The sequence below is a fragment of the Parafannyhessea sp. LCP19S3_B1 genome (assembly GCF_052121955.1).
Lineage (GTDB): Bacteria > Actinomycetota > Coriobacteriia > Coriobacteriales > Atopobiaceae > Parafannyhessea.
The window spans coordinates 133,128-155,014 of record NZ_JBQKDH010000006.1 but is presented as its reverse complement, the minus strand read 5'-3'; the positions used below and the strand labels follow the sequence as shown (position 1 = coordinate 155,014).

Here is a 21,887-nt window from a genome sequence, read left to right as displayed (position 1 = left end):
GCGCGCGCCGCTCGGCGAAGGGCGGCGCGCTCTTCTCGCCCGGAGGTGCCGGGCAGCGGGACGGGGCGTGCGTCTGCGGCGTCGGCGTGGGTGGCGTGCACATGGGCCGCGGCGGAGGTCGCCTTGGATGCCGCGCTCGCCGCGGCCTTGCGCTCGCGGCGCAGGTCGGCGCCGGTGCGCAGGATTGGCTCGTCGCCAAAGGTCCTCTGCGAGAAGATCGCGCGCTCCCGCTCGGAGGCGCCCCGCATAATGCGGTCCAGCACCTGGCGCGCACGGCTGTCGCCCTCGTCGGGGGTGCCGTCGCGGCCATCTCGCACGCGCTCGTCCCTCATGGGGTCCTGGTCCACGGTGCCTCCCTCCCGCGCTGGCCCGACAGTGGGCAAGGGGCCGCACCCACGAGGGCGCGGCCCGATTCGATCGATACCGTAGATTCTAACCGCAACGCATGGCGCGGGCGAACGGCGAGGCCGAGTCTAGTCCTCGTCACCCCAGACCTTGCGCGCGACGCGCTTGATGAGCGCGACCTTCGCCCACTGCTCGTCCTCCGTCAGCTTGTTGCCGATCTCGCACGAGGCGAAGCCGCACTGCGGGGACAGGTAGAGGTCCTGGAGCGGCACGTACTGCGCGGCCTCGCGGATACGGCGCTCCAGCAGGTCCTCGTCCTCGAGTCCCGGCTGCTTGGACGTGACGAGTCCCAGCACGACCTTCTTGCCGGGCGCCACGTGGGCCAGGGGCTCGAAGCCGCCGGCGCGCGGCGTGTCGAACTCCAGGTAGAACGCGTCCACGTCCTCCTTTGCAAGCAGGTACGGCGCCACGGGGTCGTAGCCGCCCTCGAACGCGTAGGTGGAGTGGTAGTTGCCGCGGCACACGTGTGTGGTGACGGTGAGGTCGTCCGGCTTGCCCTCCAGCGCGGCGTTGTTGAGCTGTACGCCCAGCTCGCACACCTTCTGGATGTCGACGGGTGCAAGGCCGGTCTTCGCGACGAAGTCGTGGTCGCAGTAGATGCCCCACGTGCAGTCATCAAGCTGGATGTTGCGGCAGCCTGCGGCGTACAGGTCCGCGATCACGGTGCGGTAGGCGGCCGCGATGTCCGCCGCGAGCTCCTCGTTGGTGGCGTAGACGCTGCGCAGGCTCTCCACCTGGCCGTCCGTGCGGTCCAGGATGACCTCGCTGTACGTCTGGATCGGCGCGGGGATGGTCTGCTTCGCCACCTGGCCATCGCCCTCGAGCGCCTTCACGAACTCGAAGTGCCTCACGAACGGGTGGTTGGCTCCGTCGATCTTGCCCACGACGACAGCCGTGTCCGCGGTGGTCTCCTCGTCGTGGAACTGGTAGCCCTCGCGGGCGGCGCGGCGCTCGATGCCGCCGAGCCCCCACATAAAGTCCAGGTGCCAGTAGCTGCGGCGGAACTCGCCGTCCGTGATCACGTGCAGGCCGGCCGCCTTCTGCTTTGCCACGAGGTCGCGGATGGCGACGTCCTCGACGCAAGTGAGCTGCTCGTCCGTGATGAGGCCGGCCGCGTGGTCCGCGCGGGCCTGCTTGAGGACGTCCGGCCTGAGGAAGCTGCCGACCACGTCGAAGCGGAAGGGGGAGTTGTGCTTGTAGGACATGTCAAGACCTTTCGTCTGGGTTGCCGTCTTCTGGCGTGCGGGCGGCTCTTCTCGCTCGGCGTCCTAGAGTATCGGGCTTCGCGGGGTAATAGAAAACTATCGGTTATCTACCAATATCTATAGAGAAAAGCTATGGAAACGGGTTGGTACGCGCTCGTGGGTGAACGACGCTTCGTCATTGGCGACGCCATCGACTAGCTTTGTGCGGAGCTTCACTTCCCTTTTGAGTGTACTAGCGGAAGTGAACTGTGATTCACTTCCGCTAAGGTGCTCCTAACGGAAGTGAACGGAGGTCAGAAGCTTCCGGCCGTGCTAGTGGCGCAGCTCGTCGTGAGCGTCGCCCATGTGGCGGACCATCTGCAGATCATCCCTAGGGCTGCCCGTGACGTTATCGCGCGGGCGTGCGTGTACGGCATGCTCACGCCCATGGGAAACCGCCGTCGCGGGGTGTTCTAACAGGCGGACGAGCTGCTTGACGTGCTGGAGCAGATGACGTCGCGCCCGGTCATGCGCAGGATGCTCGCGCGCTAGGCGGGGCACGCGGCGGTATGACATACGTATGGCAAAAACGGATATTGATCCGTGTCAATACGAGTCAATATCCGCAGTTTATGTAGCCAGCTAACGGTTCGACTGTAGTTGCCAAGGTATTCAAGAAGACCGTGAGCGTACTATTTGGCAACGCATTGCGCAAAAGAGTCGGCAATCAAAGCTGGATGACCGTAGTCTACAGTTTGGTAAACGTTACCGTCTTGATCCTGCCAAAGAACGACTCCGTCAATGTCGACCCTTTCAACAACGTACCAGTTCGGTTTGATGTTTGACGTCAGTTCTCGTTCTGCTTTCGTGACGGTAACGACATCCGCCTCATCGTCTTGCGAAATGCCTGTAATCTCGTGACCATTCACAGCGGCGATGCCGTAATTCTGCAAGTAGCTTCGGTATTCGTCGGAGAACCTGAGCCCGAGTGCTTTTTGTGCATCAGTAATCTGAACCTCGGATGCCCCGTCACCAACGTAAAGGCAAGGTCCCTGCTTGATGAGTTCGTTCAACGTAAGCATATCCATCCACCACTACGAGTTATTTTCAGCAAAGCTCTTCCAGAATCTTTCCCGAACCCCTTTGAAAGCCTCTCTATTAATCTCGCTCTTTTTTCCTACGACATTAAGCAAGCCTGCATTTCCCTGATGTTGCTCTCTAGTGAGCACCGCAAGGGTTCCATCTGCTTTTTGTCCGACGTGGTGCAATTGGTATTTCTGGCCCGTCACGGGATCAATGGGGGCGTAGCCCTTTCGCATTCGATCTAGATTTGTGATTCTGCTTTTTCCGTCGGGAGAAAGGCTCTTATAGTTGAGATTAATATCTTGTACAAGAGCAGTCTTTCCGTCTACCATCTGTGTCTTGAGGCCAGCCTGTTTGTAAACCTCATACTCCTTCATGCTATGGAACTGCTTGATCACGTCGAGTGGATATTTCGATTCCTTTTGAATCTTGGCAGCTTCGTTCATGGTGAGCCCGTTGAGGGTGGCTCCATGAAGGGCAGCTGCTTCTCCAGCTCCGCCGGCTATAGCGCCACCGATAGCGCCTATCATGAATCCGTTGCTGCCAGAAAGGGCGGCTGACTTAAGTGCCTTTTCTGGATTACCGGATTGCAGCCCTTTAACAAGTGCGATGGTGCCATCAACAATTGCGTTAGTCGACCCTACGACGCATCCACTTTTCGCTGCCACTGCAAAGATTGCGCTAGCTGCGGTTGCGCCAGTGCCTGCGGTTACTGCGGAGATGGTAACGCATACGAGAATTACGCCCCCTCCTACGGCAACATTTTTCACGACTCGGTTATACGTGTCATCGTATTTGCCGACGGCCGTTACCTCGGTGTGTCCATTTTTACCAGGGGTGAAGACATACTTCTTACCTTGGAACTGTTTCTCTAACTCGTCTAGGGTGTATCCGAAGTAGATGTTCGTTTTGGAGTTATATTCCAGCTCATCCAAGTATTCTTGGGAGACGTACGAAGATTGAATATTCTCGACAAAATACTTGTCAGTATCTAGTTGTTCGACAAGATGATCATAGGTTGCGTCTTCAAGATAACGTTGCTGGTCTGAGTCAGAGAGACTATTGAATTTTTGTTCTGAAGGAGTGGGAGAGTTCTTTTTGGCACCCCCGCCCTCTCCAGTGGCGGTAAATTGAGATGGCAAGCTGCATGCGGGGAGTCCGCCTAGTGCTAACGCTACCGTTAATATGGCTGTGATAGCTCTCTTTCCAATCACTCATCATCACCACCCTTGCGCTTTGTAAGCATGGCCTTCGAGCATGTTCTTCTCCTCTTTTTGTACACATGCCAGATTACGCATGCAATGAAAACTGTAGCTATGCATAACACTGCGGGAATCGCCGCCGTAACAGCCGTATCCTCTCTTGCGCTGGGTGAAGCGCTTGAGTTCTTAGCTGCGTGAGGTGCATTACTAGATACCTTTGATCTTGCTTGTACGAACTTCCCGTCTTGTCCGACAGTTGCGCCATCTTCGAGGCGTCTCTTGACGCTTGTTACATCCATATGATTAGCAACGACGGCTTTCAATACATCGTTGTCTCCGACGTAGATTCGCTTTTCGGTAGGTTTCTCGTTTGTTGTCGGATTCTTTACCTTGATGGTATATATACCTTCCTTTGTGAAGCTTTCACCATCAGTTGCAGTCCCGTTGAATCTTGTGTCTTCTGTAAGACCGTCGTCTGTCTCGTTCATAACCTCTCTCTTTACACTCACGTCGAGGTAATGAGAGCCTGCGAGGTCAATCCGAAAGCCGTCTGGTGTTACCGACCCATTAAAAAGCTCGCTGTTGTTTTTCACGTCGAACAGGAACATCATCGTGTTGCTGTTGCGCACTTTGAAGCGAAAGGCAATTCGATAATTGTTATAGCGCTGAGGAAATGGGATGGATGAGACTACGGGAATGTTTCCGGTTGTCTCAACTTCGTAGTCAAGCGCGACTTCGTAATCCCCCTCTTCACAGAGGTCTACTTTTGTTTCTGAACCGATTTTTAACGCTGGCAGGTAGTTCCGGTAGACCTGGGGAGAGGTTGAGGCGTTCTGAAAATTTGTGTGACGGACGATGAGTGCACCCCGCCCGAAGCCCTTCCTGCTCTTTTCGACTTCCAGTTCCTGGTCGTATCCGTTAGCATCATCGTTGATTCTCTTATTATCATCGCCGTCAAGGGCGTCAATATTCTGTTTGAGAACGAAGGATAGCCGGACCTGATCGCCTGCATTCTTGAGGAAGACTGGGGTGCCGTCATCGTCGGTGCGACTAGTGAATCCACTTACTACAAAGCGCCCTAGGTCCCACCCGAAGTGAGGATCATTCTCGGTAATCTTTTTGGCGTCTGAATAGCCGTTGTCACGACCGGTATTTACCTTTGCATCGTAATAGTATTTATTGTTTGCAGAAGGGTTTCTCTGGCTATGGGCAAGGGCGGCTTGAGGTAATGCGGAAAACCCCACAAGTAGAGTAATGGCAAAGAGTAGCATCGCACTAAGGCGAGAACCAAGTTTGACCGCATGTAGGTTGGATGCTGTGCTTCGTGTGTCACCGCAACCCACTTTAGCGGGATTAACTCGACATGAGTCGTGGGGACATGCTTCCTGGCAACTCTGACATTCAAATGCCGCTGCATCACCTTTGTACGAACCAAAACGTTTCATAATATACCTTTTGTCCGATATAAAACTGCACGTAATATTCATAAAGTATATCATGGACAAGGATGGTCAACCATATTTGCCGTCGATGTCTGGCGGCGTGTCCGCCACGCAAAGGCGGGGCCGGACGCCATGTGCGCATCCGACCCCGCCTGCTGCTACCTTGCTGCTACCTTGCTGCTACCTTGCGCCGCCCGCCGCTATTTGAAGTACGCGACGCCGCCCTCGAAAAGCTTCTGGTACTTGTTGCCCGGCACGTTCTTGTACAGGCCGTTGCCGGAGCGCTCCGTGTGGCCCATCTTGCCCAGCACGCGGCCGTCCGGGCTCGTGATGCCCTCGATGGAGAGCACCGATCCGTTGGGGTTCACGTCCAGGTCCATGGAGGGTACCCCGTCCTCGTCCACGTACTGCGTGGCGATCTGGCCCGCGGCCTCCATCTGGGCAAGCAGCTCGTCGGATGCCACGAAGCGGCCCTCGCCGTGGCTGATGGCGATGGTGTCCACCTCGCCCACAGAAACCTGCGACAGCCAGGGCGAGAGGTTCGAGGCCACGCGGGTGCGAACGAGCCTGCTCTGGTGCCGGCCGATGGTGTTGAAGGTGAGGGTGGGGCACTTCTCGTCCATGGGACGGATGTCGCCGTACGGCACCAGGCCCAGCTTCACCAGCGCCTGGAAGCCGTTGCAGATGCCCAGCATCAGGCCGTCGCGGGCCTGCAGCAGGTCGCGCACGGCCTCCGTCACCTGCGGCGCGCGGAAGAACGCCGTGATGAACTTCGCGGAGCCGTCCGGCTCGTCGCCGCCGCTGAAGCCGCCGGGGATCATGATGATCTGGCTCTTGCGCACCTCCTCCACGAAGGCGTTCGTGCTCTCGGCGACCGCCTCGGGCGTGAGGTTGTTGATGATGAACGTCTCGGCCTCCGCGCCGACGCGCTCGAACGCGGCCGCGGAGTCGTACTCGCAGTTGTTGCCCGGGAACACGGGAATCACCACGCGCGGCCTGGGGACCTTCACCAAGGGCGCCGGGCGAGAAACGCCGTGCTCCGCCGCGTCAAACGTCACGGTCTTGACGGCCTCGCCCTTCTGGCGATACGGGAAGACGGACTCGATGCCCTCCTCCCAGGCCTCCTGCAGCCCGGCGAGGTCGAGCTCCTGGCCCTCGACCCACATCTTGTACTCCGCGGACGTGCCGCCCAGGTACTCCACGTTAAAGCCCTCGCGGTCCGTCGGGATGAACGTGCCGTCGGCCACCTCGATCACGAAGCTGCCGTACGCGAGCCTGAACAGCCTGTCGGCCGCGAACTCGTTCACGAGGCCGAAGCCGATGTGGTTGCCCACGGCGCTCTTGAACAGCTGCTCGGCCAGGCAGCCGTAGCCGGGGGTCGACGCGGACAGCACCACGCCGTAGCCAATGTGCTCGTGCACGAAGTTGAGCACCTTCAGGAAGCTCTGCGCGTCCGGCGTCACGCCGTCGGCCTTGTACGTGGGGCTCACGAGCCACAGCTGGCTGTCCGGGCGCTTGAACTCCGGCGACACGATGTCGTCTACGCTGCCCAGGCCGGTTGCGAACGAGACGAGCGTCGGTGGCACGTCCAGGTCCTCGAACGAGCCGGACATGGAGTCCTTGCCGCCGATGGAGCCGATGCCCAGGTCGAGCTGGGCCATGAGCGCGCCCAGCACGGCGGCCGTCGGCTTGCCCCAGCGCTCCGGGACGTCGCGCAGCTTCTCGAAGTACTCCTGGAACGTGAGGTACATGGCCTTGCGGTCGATGCCGGCCGCGGCGAGCTTCGCCACGGACTCCACGACCGATAGGTACGCGCCCGTGAACTGGTTCTCGCTCATGAGGTAGGGGTTGAAGCCCCACGCCATGCCGCTGACCGTCGTGGTCTCGCCAAACACCGGCAGCTTCGCGACCATGGCCATCGACGGCGTCAGCTGGTACCTGCCGCCAAACGGCATGAGCACCGTCGCCGCGCCGATGGTGGAGTCGAAGCGCTCGGAAAGGCCCTTGTTGGACGCGACGTTCAGGTCGCCCACGAGGGAGCGCATGCGGGCCTCGAGGGTGTCGCCCGCAAAGTCGGGCTGGTAGGAGCCCTGCCTCTCCACGTGCACGTCCTGGTGCTTCGGGGCGCCGTTGGACGAGAGGAACTCACGGCTCACGTTGCAGATCGTCTCGCCGTCCCACACCATGCGCAGCCGCGGCTCCTTGGTCACCTCCGCCACGACGGTGGCCTCGAGGTTCTCCTCGCGTGCGTAGCGCATGAACTCGTCCACGTCCTCGGGCGCGAGCGCCACGGCCATGCGCTCCTGCGACTCGCTGATGGCGAGCTCGGTGCCGTCGAGGCCCTCGTACTTTTTCGGCACCTTGTTCAGGTCGATGTACAGGCCGTCCGCCAGCTCGCCGATCGCGACGGAGACGCCGCCCGCGCCAAAGTCGTTGCAGCGCTTGATGAGGCGGCACGCGTCCTCGCGGCGGAACAGGCGCTGGAGCTTGCGCTCGGTCGGGGCGTTGCCCTTCTGCACCTCCGCGCCGTCCTTCTCGAGGGACTCGACGTTGTGCGCCTTGGAGCTGCCCGTCGCGCCGCCGATGCCGTCGCGGCCGGTGCGGCCGCCCAGAAGCACGATCTTGTCGCCGGGCGCGGGGCACTCGCGGCGCACGTGGCTCGCGGGCGTCGCGCCCACGACGGCGCCGATCTCCATGCGCTTCGCGACGTAGCCGGGGTGGTACAGCTCGTCCACCTGGCCGGTCGCAAGTCCGATCTGGTTGCCGTACGAGGAGTAGCCGGCGGCCGCCGTGCGCACGATCTTGCGCTGCGGGAGCTTGCCCTTGAGCGTCTCGCTCACCGGGACGGTGGGGTCGCCGGCGCCGGTCACGCGCATGGCCTGGTACACGTAGCTGCGGCCGGACAGCGGGTCGCGGATGGCGCCGCCGATGCAGGTGGCCGCGCCGCCAAACGGCTCGATCTCGGTCGGGTGGTTGTGCGTCTCGTTCTTGAACAGGAACAGCCAGTCCTCGTCCTTGCCGTTCACGTCCACCTTCACCTTCACGGTGCAGGCGTTGATCTCCTCGGACTCGTCCAGGTTCTTCAGGATGCCCTTGCTCTTGAGGTACTTCGCGCCGATGGTGCCCATGTCCATCAGGCAGACGGGCTTCTCGTCGCGGCCAAGCTCGTGGCGGACCTCGAGGTAGCGCTCGAACGCGGCCTTCACCACGGCGTCGTCGATCGCGACGTTCTCGAGCCGCGTGCCAAACGTGGTGTGGCGGCAGTGGTCCGACCAGTACGTGTCGATCATCTTGATCTCGGTGATCGTGGGGTCGCGCTTCTCGCCCTTGAAGTACTTCTGGCAGAACTGGATGTCCGCGAGGTCCATGGCGAGTCCGCGCTCGTCGATGAAGTCCTGCAGCTGCTTCTTCGTGAGCTTGCCGAACCCGGTCAGGGTCTCGACCATCGGCGGCTTCGGGTAGTCGACCTTCAGGGTCTTGCGGGTGGACAGCGACGCCTCGCGCGCCTCGACGGGGTTGATCACGTAGTGCTTGATGGCCTCAACGTCCGCGTCGGTCAGCTTGCCCTCGAGGTAGTACAGCTTCGCGGAGGCAACCGTGGGGCGCTCGCCCTGGCTGATGAGCTGGATGCACTCGCTCGCGGAGTTCGCGCGCTGGTCGAACTGGCCGGGCAGGAACTCGACGGCGAACACCTTCGCGCCCCTCGCCGCGGGGCGGCGCGTGGTGGCGACGTCGGACTGCGGCTCGCTGAAGACCGTGGGGATGCACTTCTCGAACAGTGACTTCGAGATTCCCTCCACGTCGTAGCGGTTGACGATGCGCAGGCCCTCGAGGGCGCCCACGCCCAGGGTGTGGCGCAGCTCGTGCCCAAGCTGCTTTGCCTCTACGTCGAATCCCGGCTTCTTCTCTACGTACACACGTGAGACCATTTACTGCCCTTTCCTCGGGAACGTGTGGGGTTGGCCCCTCAATCATAGCCCGCGACCGTGCGCAATGCGTCGCGGCCCCCGTAAATCCCTCGTTACGCGCAAAGTGCGCCAGCGCGTGCGGCGCGATCGCCACTCCGGGGGAATTAATGTCCACTCGCATTGCTAGAATCGATTCTCACATTCGGCCCGCGCGCCGGCGCGGGCCCGGGAGCTTTGGGGGCGGTGCGATTGAGGCTACTTCACCTGGCGGACCTTCACATTGGCAAGCGCGTGTGCGACTTTCCCATGATCGGCGACCAGCGGCACGTCCTGGGGCAGGTGCTGGACCTGCTCCGCACGGGCGCGGTGGATGCGCTCCTGGTCGCGGGTGACGTGTATGACAAGTCGCAGCCCAGCTCGGAGGCCGTGGCGCTTGTGGACTGGTTCCTCCAGGGGGTGGCAGACTCCGGCGTCCCGGCGATCGTGATTCCCGGCAACCACGACTCCGCGGAGCGCGTGGCCTACGCGGGCGGGCTGCTGTCGCGCCAGGGCATCCACATGGCGCCGGCGTTCGACGGCCGCATAGAGCCCGTCATGCTCGCGGACGAGCACGGTCCCGTCGCGGTGTGGCCCATCCCGTTTCTGCACCCGGCGCAGATTCGCCACTTCCTGCCAGACGCGAAGGCGGACACGTACACGGACGCGTTCCGCGCGCTCGTGGCGTCGCTTCCGCTCGATGCGTCCGCAAGGAACGTCGCCGTGGCGCACCAGTTCGTGACGGCGGCGGGCGTGGCGCCCGAGCGCAGCGACTCAGAGGTCTCGGTCGGCGGGCTCGACAACGTGGACGCCGGCGTGTTCGACCCGTTCGACTACGTCGCGCTCGGCCACATCCACCGCGCGCAGCGCGTCGGGCGCGACTGCGTGCGCTATGCCGGCTCGCTTCTGAAGTACTCGCTGTCAGAGGCGGACTACGACAAGTCCGCGCCCCTCGTGACGCTGGGTCCCAAGGGAGAAGAGCCCGGCATCGAGCTTGTGCCCCTCACGCCGCTGCACGACCTCAGGCGCATTCGCGGCCCGCTCGCGGAGCTCGTGAGCGCGGACGTCGTTTCCGCGGCGGATGCGCAGGACTACCTGCACGTGGTCCTGACGGACCAAGACCCGCAGGTCAACGCCATGGCACGCCTGCGCGACGCCTACCCAAACGTCATGAGCATCGAGTACGACAACGCGCGCACGCGTGCCGCCGGCGCGCAGGCGGACGCGCCTGCGGAGGAGCCGCGGGAAAGCCCGCTCGAGCTCTTCTCGCAGTTCTACGAGGCTCAGAACGGCGTCGCGCCCACGGAGCGCCAGCTTGCCATCGCGCGGGAGGAGCTCGAGGGGATAGGGGTGATGTAGATGAGGCCGACCAAGCTCACCATGAGCGCCTTCGGCCCGTACGCGGGCCAGGCAAGCATCGACTTCTCGCTTCTGGGGACGTCTGGCATCTACCTGATCTGCGGCGACACCGGCGCCGGAAAGACCACCATATTCGACGCGATATCGTTCGCCCTGTATGGCGAGCCGAGCGGCAGCTTCCGCAAGGCGCGCACGCTCAGGAGCGACTTCGCGGCACCCGACGTGAAGACGTACGTGGAGCTGGAGTTCGAGCACCGCGGCCGCCGCTACCGCTTGCTGCGCAACCCTGCGTACGAGCGGCCGAAGCTCCGCGGCGAGGGCACCACGACGGAGGGCCCGGACGCGACGCTGTGGGAGCTCGACAGTCCGGAGCGGCCGCCCGTCACGCGGACCGCCGCGGTGAACGCGCGCGTGCTGGAGCTTCTGGGCATCGACCGCGACCAGTTCTCGCAGATCGTGATGATCGCGCAGGGCGACTTCCGCAAGCTGCTCTCCGCGGACACCAAGGAGCGCGCCGCCATCCTGCGCAAGCTGTTTGGCACGGAGCCGTACCTCGCCTTCGAGCGCGCGCTCGCAAGGCGCCAGCGCGAGCTCGAGAAGGGCAGCCAGTCCGTCACGGACCAGCTCCGCGGCATCATGTCGCTTGCGAGCGTGGAGGGCGAGGCCCGCGCGGCGGAGCTCGGGCGTCTGCAGTCGCTTGCGGCGCCGGACGCGGACGCCCTCGTGGCGCTCCTGGACGCGCAGGAGAAGGACGACGCCGCGGAGGCCGGCTCCCTGGACGGGGAGGCCTCGCGCCTTCGCGAGCGGGAAGACGACCTGAAGACGCGGCTCGACCTTGCGGCCCAGACCGACGAGGCTGAAGGCGCCCTCGCGAACGCCACGGCAGGGGTCGGGGCGGCGACGGCCCGGATGGCGACGCGCAAGGCGGAGCTCGCGAGCGCGGAGGATGCGGCGAAGGGCGCGCCTGAGCTTGCGCGGAAGGCCGCGGCCCTTGCCGCGGAGCTGCCCGCCTACGACGAGCTCGAGCGCGCGAACGCGGAGGTGGCGACCGCGGAGGGCAAGGCACAGGAGGCGCGGGCGGAGCTTGGGAAGACGGAGGACGCCCTGGGCGAGAAGGACGCCTCCCTCGCCCGGGCGCGCGACGCGGCGCGCGAGCTTGCCGGCGCCCCCGCGGAGCTGGAGCGTGCGAAGGCGTCCCGCGCCGAGGCGGGGCGCGCGCAGGAGGCCGCCGCGAAGGCGGTGCGCGACTGCGAGGAGCTGCGGCGCCGCACGGCGACGGTGGAGGGCCTTTCCGCGAAGGCGACGGCCGCGTCGTCTGCGCTCGAGCAGGCTGAGGAGAGGCAGGCGGCGGCTCGCGAGGAGGTCGCCGACCTGGAGTCCGCGGAGGCGCTTCACGCGGGGGCTCCAGAGCGCCTCGCACGTGCGACCGCGGCTTCCAAGGACGTGGAGCGGCGCCTCGCGGAGCTGGAGAGATCTTGCGGGGAGCTGGAAGAGCGTACCCGGGAGGCTGACGAGGCCCGCGCGGCGTGGGAGAGCAAGAGGTCGCTCCACCTGGACGCGAGGAAGGCGTTCGACGAGGCCCAGGCGCGCTACGCGGCTGCGGAGCGCGCGTTTCTCGACGGCCAGGCCGGAATCATGGCAAGCGCCCTTGCGCCTGGGGCGGCGTGCCCGGTCTGCGGGTCGACGGAGCACCCTCACCTTGCGGCGTCATCCGCGGAGGTGCCCACGGAGGGGCAGGTCAAGACCGCGGAGCGAGCGGCCGACGCCGCGAGGGAGAGGTTCCAGGACGCGGCCGCGCAGGCGGCCGACTCCCACGCGCGGCTCGACGCGTCGCAGGCGGAGCTGTCGCGCCTGGTCGCTGAGACCGGGGGCGAGGGCGCGCTCGCGAAGGAGCGCGCCGCGCTTGCGGCAAAGCGCGACGCGGCCGGAGGCGAGGAGGCCGCCGCGAAGGCGGAGGTAGTCGCCTTGGCGGACGTGCGGAAGAGGCGGGCCGCCGCCCGCAAGAGGCTCGAGGACGCCGGCCGGGACGTCGAGGAGGCGAGGTCCCGCAGGGTCGCCGCGGACAGGGAGCTTGCGGCGGCGAGATCCGGCCTCGAGGAGTTCTCCTCCGCGCTGGACGAGAAGGACGCCGAGGAGGCCCGCGCACGAAAGCGCGCGTGCGACGGCGCGCTGGAGGCGGCGCTCGAGGCAGAGCGTGACGCCCGCGCCCGCGTGGACGCCGGCGCCGCCGCGTCGGCGGCCGCGGAGCGACTCGCGGGTGACGTGGAGGACCTTCGCTCCCGGCGCGACGCGCGGCGCGAGGCGCTGGACGGCCTGGGACGCGACGTGGCCTCCGCGACCGCGCGCGCACGTCAGATAGCGACGGGGCTGAGCTTCGGGAGCAGGGCGGAGGCCAAGCGGAAGCTCGATCGCGTGGAGGCCACGCGCCGCGCTCTGGAGGAGGGCCTGGCCTCTGCCCGCGACGCCTACGAGGAGGCTCGCCGCGGCGAGGCCGCCGCGAAGGCGGGCCGGAAGTCGGCGCAGGAGCGACTGGATGCGCTGCTGCGGCGGGGTAGGGTGGACAGGGACACCACCGACGCGGAGCTCGCCCAGGTACGCGAGGAGCTCGACCGGCTCGCGGGGAGGCAGGCAGCCCTGACGTCGCGCAGGAGCTCGAACGCGGGAATGAGGAAGAGGCTCCGGCGCCTGGGCAAGCAGGCCCTCGAGGTGGAGAAGAGCTACGGGGAGGTGAAGGCGCTCGCCCAGACCGCGGCGGGGCAGCTTTCCGGCAAGGAGCGCCTGAGCTTCGAGACCTACCTGCAGGCACGGTGGTTCGACCGCGTGATCCACGCCGCGAACCGCAGGCTCTCCGTCATGACGAACGGGAGGTTCGAGCTCGAGCGCCACCTCGGCCAGCAGACGGGCACGGGCGGCTCGCAGTCCGGTCTCGAGCTGGACGTGCGCGACACGTTCACGGGCAAGCCGCGACCGGCCTCGACGCTTTCGGGCGGCGAGTCGTTCAAGGCGTCGCTCTCGCTCGCGCTCGGCCTCTCGGACGTGGTGCAGGCCAGTGCCGGCGGGGTCCAGCTGGACGCGATGTTCGTGGACGAGGGCTTCGGCACGCTCGACCAGGAGTCGCTCGAGCTCGCGGTCAGGACGCTCTCGGACCTTACGGGGTCGAACAAGCTCGTCGGCATCATCAGTCACGTCGAGGAGCTGCAGGAGTCCATCGGCCGCAGGGTCGTGGTCGAGGCCGGCCGCGACGGGTCGAGCGTGCACGTGGAGCTGGAGTAGGGCGCCGCGACACCGCGTCCCGCTCTTGCGCTATCGTTTGTCCATGCGCCCGTCCCGTGGCGGGGCGGCCCGGCTCACCTTACCCAGTGGCGCGACGCGTCCGTAAGACGAGGAGTGGTACCAGCATGATCGAGGACTACAAGAAGGCTCTGCGCCAGGGCGAGCGCGACAGCAAGGCCGACGTCGCCGCCGGCCGCTACCCGCATCCGCCCGTGCTCGACGAGCTCGTGCCCAACAATCGCTCGCTCGGTCAGAAGAGCCTCGGCATCATGCAGATTCCGCTGTCCATGGTGGTGGGCACGCGCACCGCGGGCCGGCAGGACGCGTTCTCGCGCACGTTCATGCCCATGCTCGGCGTGCGCACGGAGTTCGCGACGAAGTGGTCGCACCTCTATGACGCGCAGATGAGCGAGGGCTTCCGCGACCCCGTGAAGGTGTACGAGTACCTGCATCGCTTCTACGTGGAGGAGGGCAACAAGAGGACGTCCGTCCTCAAGTACCTCGAGTCCCCCTCCATCGAGGCCGAGGTGATCAGGATCCTGCCCGATGACCGCCCCGCGCCCGAGCGCGCGTCGGGCGACGCCCCGGACGAGAATGGCGCGGCCTCCGCGGACGAGGGCGAGGACGTCGCGCCCGGCGTCGACCTCTATCGGGAGTTCCTCGAGTTCTGGAACGCGGTCCCAACCTACGACATCGAGTTCACGAGGCCCGGGGCCTACCGTAGGCTCGCGTCCCACCTCGGTCGCGACCTCGACTCGCCTTGGCCGGAGGAGGCCGTCAGGCAGCTTCGCTCCGTCTACCTCTTCTTCAGGTCCGTGTACCTGAAGGCGGGTGGCGCGCACCTCGACATCACGCCTGCGGACGCGATGCTCACCTACATGGACGTGTACGGGTCGAGCCACATGCTCGAGACCCCCTCGCCCCTGCTCAGGGCCAGGCTCGCCCGCATCTGGGCGGAGTTCGCGTCCCGCGGGCCGTCCAGCGCCCCCGTTCTCGTGGGGGAGCCCGTAAGGGAGTCTGGCGGCGCGATGTCCTTCCTCTCGGGAGGGGGAGGCTACACCGGCCAGCGGCCGCTCGTCGCGGCCTTCGCCTACGCCGGCACGCTCGAGGATGACTACTGGGCGCGTGCGCACGACAGGGGCCGGCAAGAGCTCGAGAGGCACTACGGCGGCATCGTGCGCACGCTCTCGTACGAGGGCTGCGAGGACGAGGCGACGTTCGCGGCCGCCGTGAGCGACGCCGCCTCCCAGGGCGCGGAGGTGTTCTTCTCGTGCTCGCCGGAGCTCATGGACGTGACGGTGCGGGCCGCGGCGGAGTACCCCCACACAAGCTTCCTCAACTGCTCGGTCAACCTCTCTCACGGTCTGGTCCGCTCCTACTACGGCCGCATGTACGAGGCTAAGTTCATCGCCGGCGCCCTCGCGGCGAGCCTGGCGGACAACCACGTCATCGCCTATCGGGTGAGCCTGCCCCCGTGCGACGCCGTCGCAGAGGCTAACGCCTTCGCCGAGGGTGTGGCCATGGTCGACCCAAGGGCACGGGTGGTGCTGGAGTGGACCGACCACGGCGTCAGCGGCATAGGGAGGCTGGTGGAGAAGGGCATCACCATGATCTCTGGCGCGGACGTCACCGCACCGTTCGACGACCCGCTGGCCCACGGCCTCTTCAAGGTGGTTGACGGCAAGGTCAGAAACATCGCCGTACCCACGTGGAACTGGGGCCGCTACTACCAGATCATCGTGGACAGCCTCCTCAAGGGGGAGCTTCCCGGCATCCTCACCCAGGACGGCGACGGCCTTCCCGCGGGTCCGCGCGCGGTGACGTACTGGTACGGCATGTCGTCAGGGGTCATCGACCTCATGCTGTCCCCGGAGCTGCCATACGGCTCCCGCAAGCTCGCGAGCGTCCTTCGCCGCGCCGTGTCCTCCGGCGCCGTCGGCCCGTTCGACGGCGAGCTCGTCGACCGCGACGGCATCGTGCGGTCGGGGGCGGCCGACCGCCTCACAAGCAACCAGATCGTGGGGATGGACTGGCTTGCCCAGAACATCGAGGGCGACTTCCCCGCGAGGCTGCGCCCCGCGCGCGTCGCGGCGTCCGGTCTGGGGGCGGATGCCGATGCCTGACGCAACGCTCAAGATACTCGCCATCGCGGACGTGGAGGAGCGCTCGCTGTGGAGCACGGGCGTCGACCAGCGCTACAAGGACGTTGACCTCATCCTCGCGGCCGGAGACCTCGACGCAGACTACCTTGAGTACCTGGTCACCGTCATCAACAAGCCGCTGCTGTACGTTCACGGCAACCACGACGAGGGCTACGTTCGCAACCCGCCCCGCGGCTGCATCTGCGTGGACGACGCCGCGTACGTGTACCGCGGCCTCAGGATCGTGGGGCTGGGAGGCTCCCGGCGCTACCGCGAGGGGACGTACATGTACACGGAGCGGCAGATGCGCCGTCGCGTCCGCAGGGTCTCCCGGCAGGTGAGGATGCTCGGCGGGTTCGACCTCCTGCTCGCCCACGCGCCGGTGCTGGGCGTCGGCGACTTGGACGACATCCCGCACCGCGGCTTCGAGTCGCTCGGCCAGATGTGCGAGCGCTGGCAGCCCCAGTACCTGGTGCACGGGCACGTCCACAAGGGCTACTCCGCGCAGTTCGTGCGCGAGCGCGCGCTGGCGGGTGGCACGCGCTCGCTCAACGCGTTCGGGCACGTCACGTTCGAGGTCCGCGTGCCCAAGTTGTCGTATGGTTGGAAGCAGTCGGTCATCAACAGGCATACGCTCAAGGTGAGCGACGAGCTCACCGCCCAGGAGGAGGGCATCCTGGGCGCCGGGTGGTCGTACGACCTCTGACGGCGCGGCGGTCGCGCCGGGAAGGGACGGTTCACATGTGGCTCATGGCAGCGGTAGGCTCCGCGCTCTTCGCGGGCGTGACGTCCATACTCGCCAAGCTCGGCATCAGGAAGACGGACTCCGACGTTGCCACGGCCATCAGGACCATCGTCGTGCTGGCGTTCTCGTGGCTCATGGCCCTCGTGACGGGGCAGGTCGGCGCCATCGGCACGCTCACGGCAAGGGCGTGGGCGTTTCTCGCCCTGTCGGGCGTCGCGACGGGAGCGAGCTGGATCTGCTACTTCAAGGCGCTCTCCATGGGCGACGTCAACAAGGTCGTCCCCATCGACAAGACGTCCTCCGTCCTCACGATACTTCTGGCCATCGTCCTGTTTGGCGAGGTGAACAACCTCGCGGTCAAGCTTCTGGGCTCCGTGGCCATCCTCGCGGGCACGCTCCTCATGGTCCAGCGCGCGGGCGAGAAGGGCGCGGACGCCTCGGCCGCGGGACGTTCCGGGAACGCCTACCTCGCCTATGCCGTGGCCTCCGCCGTCTTCGCGGCGCTTACCTCGATCTTGGCGAAGGTCGGCATCGAGGGGGTGCCGTCGAACCTGGCGACGGCGGTGCGCACCTGCTTCGTCCTCGCGATGGCGTGGGTCGTGGTCGGCATGCGCGGAAAGCTCCCGCAGGCGCGCCTGGACGCGCTCGACGCCCGCGAGTTCGCCTTCATCTGCCTGTCCGGCATCGCCACGGGCGCAAGCTGGCTGTGCTACTACTTCGCCATCCAGAACGGCCCCGTGAGCGTCGTCGTGCCCGTGGACAAGCTGTCCATCCTCGTGTCCATGGCGTTTGCGGCCGCGGTGTTCCACGAGCGCTACACGGCTCGCTCGCTCACGGGCCTCGCGCTCATCACGGTGGCGACCGTCGCCATGGCCGTCTGGGCGTAGCGCCCGCGCCGGGGCTTGCGCCAGGTCTCGCGCGCGCCGCCCGCCCAAGCGGTGCCTTCGGCTTGCGCTTTGTCCGATTTCGGATTAGCATGTCAAAAGCTGTCCGAATTCGGATATACGTTATGCGGGAGGAAAGGTGTCGTCACACCAAGAGGGGGAGCTGCCCCAGGGCGACGTCCCCAGCGTCAGGACGATAGACTCCATCTTTCGAGAGTCTGACCGCCTGTACTACGAGGTGGCGCGCGGCTGCGGCCTCTCCAACGCCGCGTTCTGGTCGCTCGTCACCATCGTCATCCGCGGCGGGGCCACCCAGGGCCAGATCGCGGAGGACACGGCGTACTCGCGCCAGACGGTGAACTCCGCCGTCAAGTCGCTCGAGTCGCGCGGGCTCGTCGCCATCGTCTTCGAGGAGGGAAGCCGTCGCAACAAGATGGTGTCCCTCACCGCGGAGGGCACGGCGTTCTGCGCGCGCAACGTCCGCCCCGCCATGGACGCGGAGGAGCGCGCGTTCGCCTCGCTGTCGCTGCGCGACCGCAGGGAGTTCGCCCGCCTCGTCCGCATCTACGTGGACGCGATCGACGTCGAGCTCGGGCACGTCATGGAATCAAGGTCTAAGCACAGGGAAGGAGGTGGCAGATGAGCAAGGACGCATCGGGCGAGAAGGGCGTGGAGAGGGACTACAGCAAGTCGGCCTCGTTCCGGCTGCTGCTCAGGCTCGTCGCCCCGTACAGGCGGCTCGCGCTTCTCACCGTCCTCGCGCTTCTCTGCGACATAACGGGCATGCTCTACATCCCGACGGAGCTCTCTGCCCTCATCAACACCGCCGTGTCCTCCACGGACGCCGGCGGCATGCTCGCCCACGGCATCTCGATGCTCGTTGCGGCCGTCGTGGGGTCGGGCGGCTGCCTCGTGTCGTACTGGCTGGCAAGCCGCCTGGCCGCGCGCGTGGGCAGGGACATGCGCGTCGCGGTGTACGAGAAGTCGCTCGAGCTCGGCGGATACGACTTCGACCAGCTTGGGACGGGCTCCATGATCACCCGCACGCTCTCGGACGCAAACGTCGTGCAGCAGACGTTCCTCATGACGTTCATCATGCTCGCACCCGTTCCCGTCATCTGCGTGGTTGCCATCGTGCTCGCGTTCGGGATCGACTACGTGATGGGATGGCTCCTTTTGGCCATCACCCTGGTCATGGGCGCTGTCATGGTCGTGGCGGTCAAGGTGAGCGCCCCGATCTTCTTGGTGCTCCAGGGGTTCATCGACAACATGAACACGCGCCTGCGCGAGACGATCACGGGCATCCGCGTCATTCGCGCGTTCGGCCGCGAGGACGCGGAGCGCAGGAACCTCGACGCCACGTTCGAGGACTACGCGAGAAACGCCATCCACGTGAACCTCGTGTTCGCCACGGCCGACTGCATGACGTTCTTCCTCATGAACGTGGTCGAGGTCCTGGTGGTGTGGCTCGGCGCGGACCGCGTCGGCGTGCACGCCATGCAGATAGGATCGATATCCGCGCTGGTGGAGTACGCGATGCTCATCATGTTCTTCATGATGATGGGGCAGTTCGCCATCCTGCAGCTGCCCCGCGCCATGGCATGTCTCACCCGCGCCTCCGAGGTGCTTGCCGTCGAGCCCCGCGTGAGGGACCGGGAGGCGCCGGCGGCGCTTGCCGCGGCGGACCCGTCCGTCCCCGTCGCGCGCTTCGACCACGTGAGCTTCCGCTTTGCGGACGCGGACGAGGACACCCTGCGCGACCTCAGCTTCAGCCTGCGTCGCGGGGAGGTGACGGCCGTTATAGGGTCGACGGGCTCCGGCAAGTCGACCATCGCGAAGATGCTCCTGCGCTTCCACGACGTGACGGACGGCCGCGTCGAGTTCCTCGGCCGGGACGTGAGGGGCGTGGGCCAGCATGAGCTGAGGGACCACATAGCGTACGTCCCCCAGAAGGCGTGGCTCTTCTCGGGCACCATCGCCCAGAACCTGAGGGACGGCAACCCCGACGCGACGGACGAGGAGCTGTGGCATGCCGTGGACGTGGCGCAGGGCGCGTTCGTGCATGAGCTCGCGGACGGCCTGGACGCGCGCGTGTCCCAGGGCGGCTCGAACTTCAGCGGCGGCCAGCGACAGCGCCTGGCCATCGCCCGCGCGCTCGCGCGCAAGGCCGACCTGTACGTGTTCGACGACTCGTTCAGCGCGCTCGACTACAAGACGGACGCCCGGCTGCGCCACGCCATCCGCGCGGAGCTTGCGGACGCGGCGGTGCTCATCATCGCGCAGCGTGTGAGCACCATACGCGACGCGGCGCAGATCGTGGTGCTGCGCGACGGAGAGGTCGTGGGCCTAGGCACGCACGAGGAGCTGCTTGCCACGTGCCCCACGTACCTGGCAATTGCAAAGTCCCAGGAAAGGGGAGGTGACGACGATGAGTGAGGAAGAGGAGAAGGACGTGCCGACCAACGGTCGGGCCACCGCGCTGAGGCTCTGGAGGTCCGCGGCCGGCATACGCTGGCGCCTTGTGGTCGCCGCCGTCGCGGCTGTACTGTACGTCGCGACCGACCTCGCGACGCCCGTGTACGCCGCAAGCCTCATCGACCACCTGTGGGCCGGCATCCAGAGGGCGTTCGCGAGCGGACGGACGTTTCGCGTCACCATGGAGAACGGCGGCATTGACATCCTGGTCTACCTTGGCATCTGGATGCTTGCGTGGGCGTTCTACAGCGTGCAGTCCCTAGTTATGGCAAGCTTCGCGGAGCGGCTGAACCTGAAGTTGCGCGAGGAGATATCGCGCAAGGTCGAGCGCCTGCCGCTTCGCTACTTCGACTCGCACAAGCCGGGTGACACCATCAGCCGCGCCACGAACGACCTGGACAAGGTGTCAGAGGTCCTGCAGCGCGGCCTGCTGCAGATCATCATCTCGGCAATCACCCTCGTGGGCGCGCTCGTCCTCATGGCACGCATGAGCCTGCTGCTCACGGGCGTGTTCCTGGCGTTCGCGGTGCTGTCGGCCGCCCTCACGAAGGTCGTGGCCGCGCGGACGCTCGCCGTGGCGGCGAGGCGCCAGGACGTGCTCGGCCGCCTGACGGGCCGGGTGGAGGAGGCGTACAGCGGCCGCGCCGTCATTAAGGCGTTCGGCCGCGAGGAGGAGTCCCTCGCCCGGGTGCGCGAGGACGCCGAGGAGCTTGCGCAGGTGAGCGCCCACGCGGACTTCCTCACGAACGCCATCTCGCCGGCCATCCGCTTCCTCATGAGGCTGGCGCAGGTCATCTGCGGCGTGCTCGCGGGCGGCATGCTCGTGGCGGGCCGGCTCACTGTTGGCACGTTCCAGGCGTTCTTCCAGTACGTCCTCAAGGCGTCCGAGCCGCTGACGCAGCTGTCTCTTACCCTGAACATGCTGCAGGGCGCCCTCGCGGCGGCGGAGCGCGTGTTCGTCCTGCTGGACGAGGAGGAGGTCGTGCCGGATCCCAAGGAGCCGGCGACGCTTGCGGAGCCCGTCCGCGGCCGCGTCGCGTTCGAGCACGTGCGCTTTGGCTACGCGCCGGACAAGCCGCTCATGCGCGACGTGAGCTTCGTGGCGAGGCCCGGCCAGAAGGTGGCCATCGTGGGTCAGACCGGCGCCGGCAAGACGACCCTCATCAACCTCCTCATGCGCTTCTACGAGGTGGACGGGGGCCGCATCACGCTGGACGGGACGGACACGAGGAGCCTTGCCCGCGCGGACCTGCGCCGCCAGTTTGGCATGGTGCTGCAGGACTCGTGGCTGTTCGAGGGCACCGTTGCGCAGAACATCGCGTACGGCCACCCCGGCGCCACGCGCGAGGAGGTGGAGGCCGCCGCCCGCGCCGCGCACGTGGACTACTTCGTGCGCACGCTGCCGGAGGGCTACGACACCATGCTCGCGAACGACGCGGAGAACGTGAGCCAGGGCCAGCGCCAGCTGCTCACCATCGCGCGCGCGATGCTCACGGACCCGGCGATCCTCATTCTGGACGAGGCGACCTCGAGCGTGGACACGCGCACGGAGCAGTACATCACCCGCGCGATGGAGGCGATCATGGCGGACCGCACGAGCTTCGTGATCGCGCACCGGCTCTCGACCATCGTGGACGCGGACCTCATCCTGGTGATGGACCACGGCGACATCGTCGAGAAGGGCTCGCATCGCGAGCTGCTGGAGCAAGACGGGGTGTACGCGGACCTCTATCGCAGCCAGTTTGCCTAG

The 21,887-nt window shown here is 65.8% G+C and carries 15 protein-coding genes; 9 read left to right on the top strand and 6 right to left on the bottom strand.

Annotation, left to right across the window (positions count from 1 at the left end; all coding sequences use genetic code 11):
* Positions 1-347, bottom strand: a 347-nt coding sequence (locus ACTQWE_RS04560) for a hypothetical protein (RefSeq protein ID WP_441921283.1), incomplete at its 3' end; no start/stop codon positions are given.
* A gap of 126 nt (positions 348-473) precedes the next feature.
* On the bottom strand, positions 474-1,610 hold the full coding sequence (locus tag ACTQWE_RS04555; RefSeq protein WP_441855971.1) for a 5-methyltetrahydropteroyltriglutamate--homocysteine S-methyltransferase: 1,137 nt from the start codon (positions 1,608-1,610) through the stop codon (positions 474-476).
* A 282-nt stretch (positions 1,611-1,892) separates the two neighbouring features.
* Here ACTQWE_RS04555 and ACTQWE_RS04550 point away from each other — a divergent pair, with 282 nt between their 5' ends.
* On the top strand, positions 1,893-2,066 hold the full coding sequence (locus ACTQWE_RS04550; protein WP_441855970.1) for a hypothetical protein: 174 nt from the start codon (positions 1,893-1,895) through the stop codon (positions 2,064-2,066).
* A 215-nt stretch (positions 2,067-2,281) separates the two neighbouring features.
* On the opposite strand, the gene ACTQWE_RS04545 is transcribed toward ACTQWE_RS04550, so the two are convergent.
* The 4 genes from ACTQWE_RS04545 to ACTQWE_RS04530 form a co-directional block, all read right to left on the bottom strand.
* The gene (locus tag ACTQWE_RS04545) at positions 2,282-2,662 is read right to left on the bottom strand and encodes an SMI1/KNR4 family protein (protein WP_441855968.1); all 381 of its coding nucleotides are present in this window, start codon (positions 2,660-2,662) and stop codon (positions 2,282-2,284) included.
* A 21-nt stretch (positions 2,663-2,683) separates the two neighbouring features.
* On the bottom strand, positions 2,684-3,886 hold the full coding sequence (locus tag ACTQWE_RS04540; RefSeq protein WP_441855966.1) for an HNH/ENDO VII family nuclease: 1,203 nt from the start codon (positions 3,884-3,886) through the stop codon (positions 2,684-2,686).
* Positions 3,883-5,145, bottom strand: a complete 1,263-nt coding sequence (locus ACTQWE_RS04535) for a hypothetical protein (protein WP_441855964.1) — start codon at positions 5,143-5,145, stop codon at positions 3,883-3,885. Before ACTQWE_RS04535 ends, ACTQWE_RS04540 begins: the two co-directional genes overlap by 4 nt.
* 371 nt (positions 5,146-5,516) lie before the next feature.
* Complete coding sequence (locus ACTQWE_RS04530) at positions 5,517-9,245, bottom strand: phosphoribosylformylglycinamidine synthase (RefSeq protein ID WP_441921281.1); 3,729 nt, start codon at positions 9,243-9,245, stop codon at positions 5,517-5,519.
* 228 nt (positions 9,246-9,473) lie between these two features.
* Here ACTQWE_RS04530 and ACTQWE_RS04525 point away from each other — a divergent pair, with 228 nt between their 5' ends.
* The 8 genes from ACTQWE_RS04525 to ACTQWE_RS04490 all read left to right on the top strand — a co-directional run bounded on the left by ACTQWE_RS04525 (position 9,474) and on the right by ACTQWE_RS04490 (position 21,887).
* Positions 9,474-10,619 carry an exonuclease SbcCD subunit D gene (locus tag ACTQWE_RS04525; RefSeq protein ID WP_441921279.1) on the top strand — a complete coding sequence of 382 codons (1,146 nt, stop codon included), beginning with the start codon at positions 9,474-9,476 and terminating at the stop codon, positions 10,617-10,619.
* On the top strand, positions 10,620-13,892 hold the full coding sequence (locus ACTQWE_RS04520; protein ID WP_441921277.1) for an AAA family ATPase: 3,273 nt from the start codon (positions 10,620-10,622) through the stop codon (positions 13,890-13,892).
* A gap of 125 nt (positions 13,893-14,017) precedes the next feature.
* A complete protein-coding gene (locus ACTQWE_RS04515; protein ID WP_441855956.1) occupies positions 14,018-16,015 on the top strand; it encodes a BMP family ABC transporter substrate-binding protein in 1,998 nt (665 codons plus the stop codon).
* Entirely contained in the window at positions 16,008-16,739 is a 732-nt protein-coding gene (locus ACTQWE_RS04510) for a metallophosphoesterase family protein (protein ID WP_441855954.1), read from the top strand. The genes ACTQWE_RS04515 and ACTQWE_RS04510 overlap by 8 nt, the downstream gene beginning before the upstream one ends.
* 35 nt (positions 16,740-16,774) lie before the next feature.
* The gene (locus ACTQWE_RS04505; protein ID WP_441855952.1) at positions 16,775-17,665 is read left to right on the top strand and encodes an EamA family transporter; all 891 of its coding nucleotides are present in this window, start codon (positions 16,775-16,777) and stop codon (positions 17,663-17,665) included.
* Positions 17,666-17,801: 136 nt separating this feature from the next.
* Entirely contained in the window at positions 17,802-18,305 is a 504-nt protein-coding gene (locus ACTQWE_RS04500) for a MarR family winged helix-turn-helix transcriptional regulator (RefSeq protein ID WP_441855950.1), read from the top strand.
* The gene (locus tag ACTQWE_RS04495) at positions 18,302-20,098 is read left to right on the top strand and encodes an ABC transporter ATP-binding protein (RefSeq protein ID WP_441855948.1); all 1,797 of its coding nucleotides are present in this window, start codon (positions 18,302-18,304) and stop codon (positions 20,096-20,098) included. Before ACTQWE_RS04500 ends, ACTQWE_RS04495 begins: the two co-directional genes overlap by 4 nt.
* Positions 20,091-21,887 (top strand): ABC transporter ATP-binding protein, encoded by a 1,797-nt coding sequence (locus tag ACTQWE_RS04490; RefSeq protein WP_441855945.1) that lies wholly within the window; start codon positions 20,091-20,093, stop codon positions 21,885-21,887. Before ACTQWE_RS04495 ends, ACTQWE_RS04490 begins: the two co-directional genes overlap by 8 nt.

Coding starts and splice junctions, on each gene's coding strand:
- ACTQWE_RS04515 (WP_441855956.1), top strand. CDS start 14,018: ATGATCGAGGACTACAAGAAGGCTCTGCGCCAGGGCGAGCGCGACAGC.
- ACTQWE_RS04520 (WP_441921277.1), top strand. CDS start 10,620: ATGAGGCCGACCAAGCTCACCATGAGCGCCTTCGGCCCGTACGCGGGC.
- ACTQWE_RS04505 (WP_441855952.1), top strand. CDS start 16,775: ATGTGGCTCATGGCAGCGGTAGGCTCCGCGCTCTTCGCGGGCGTGACG.
- ACTQWE_RS04555 (WP_441855971.1), bottom strand. CDS start 1,610: ATGTCCTACAAGCACAACTCCCCCTTCCGCTTCGACGTGGTCGGCAGC.
- ACTQWE_RS04495 (WP_441855948.1), top strand. CDS start 18,302: ATGAGCAAGGACGCATCGGGCGAGAAGGGCGTGGAGAGGGACTACAGC.
- ACTQWE_RS04510 (WP_441855954.1), top strand. CDS start 16,008: ATGCCTGACGCAACGCTCAAGATACTCGCCATCGCGGACGTGGAGGAG.
- ACTQWE_RS04490 (WP_441855945.1), top strand. CDS start 20,091: ATGAGTGAGGAAGAGGAGAAGGACGTGCCGACCAACGGTCGGGCCACC.
- ACTQWE_RS04530 (WP_441921281.1), bottom strand. CDS start 9,245: ATGGTCTCACGTGTGTACGTAGAGAAGAAGCCGGGATTCGACGTAGAG.
- ACTQWE_RS04535 (WP_441855964.1), bottom strand. CDS start 5,145: ATGCTACTCTTTGCCATTACTCTACTTGTGGGGTTTTCCGCATTACCT.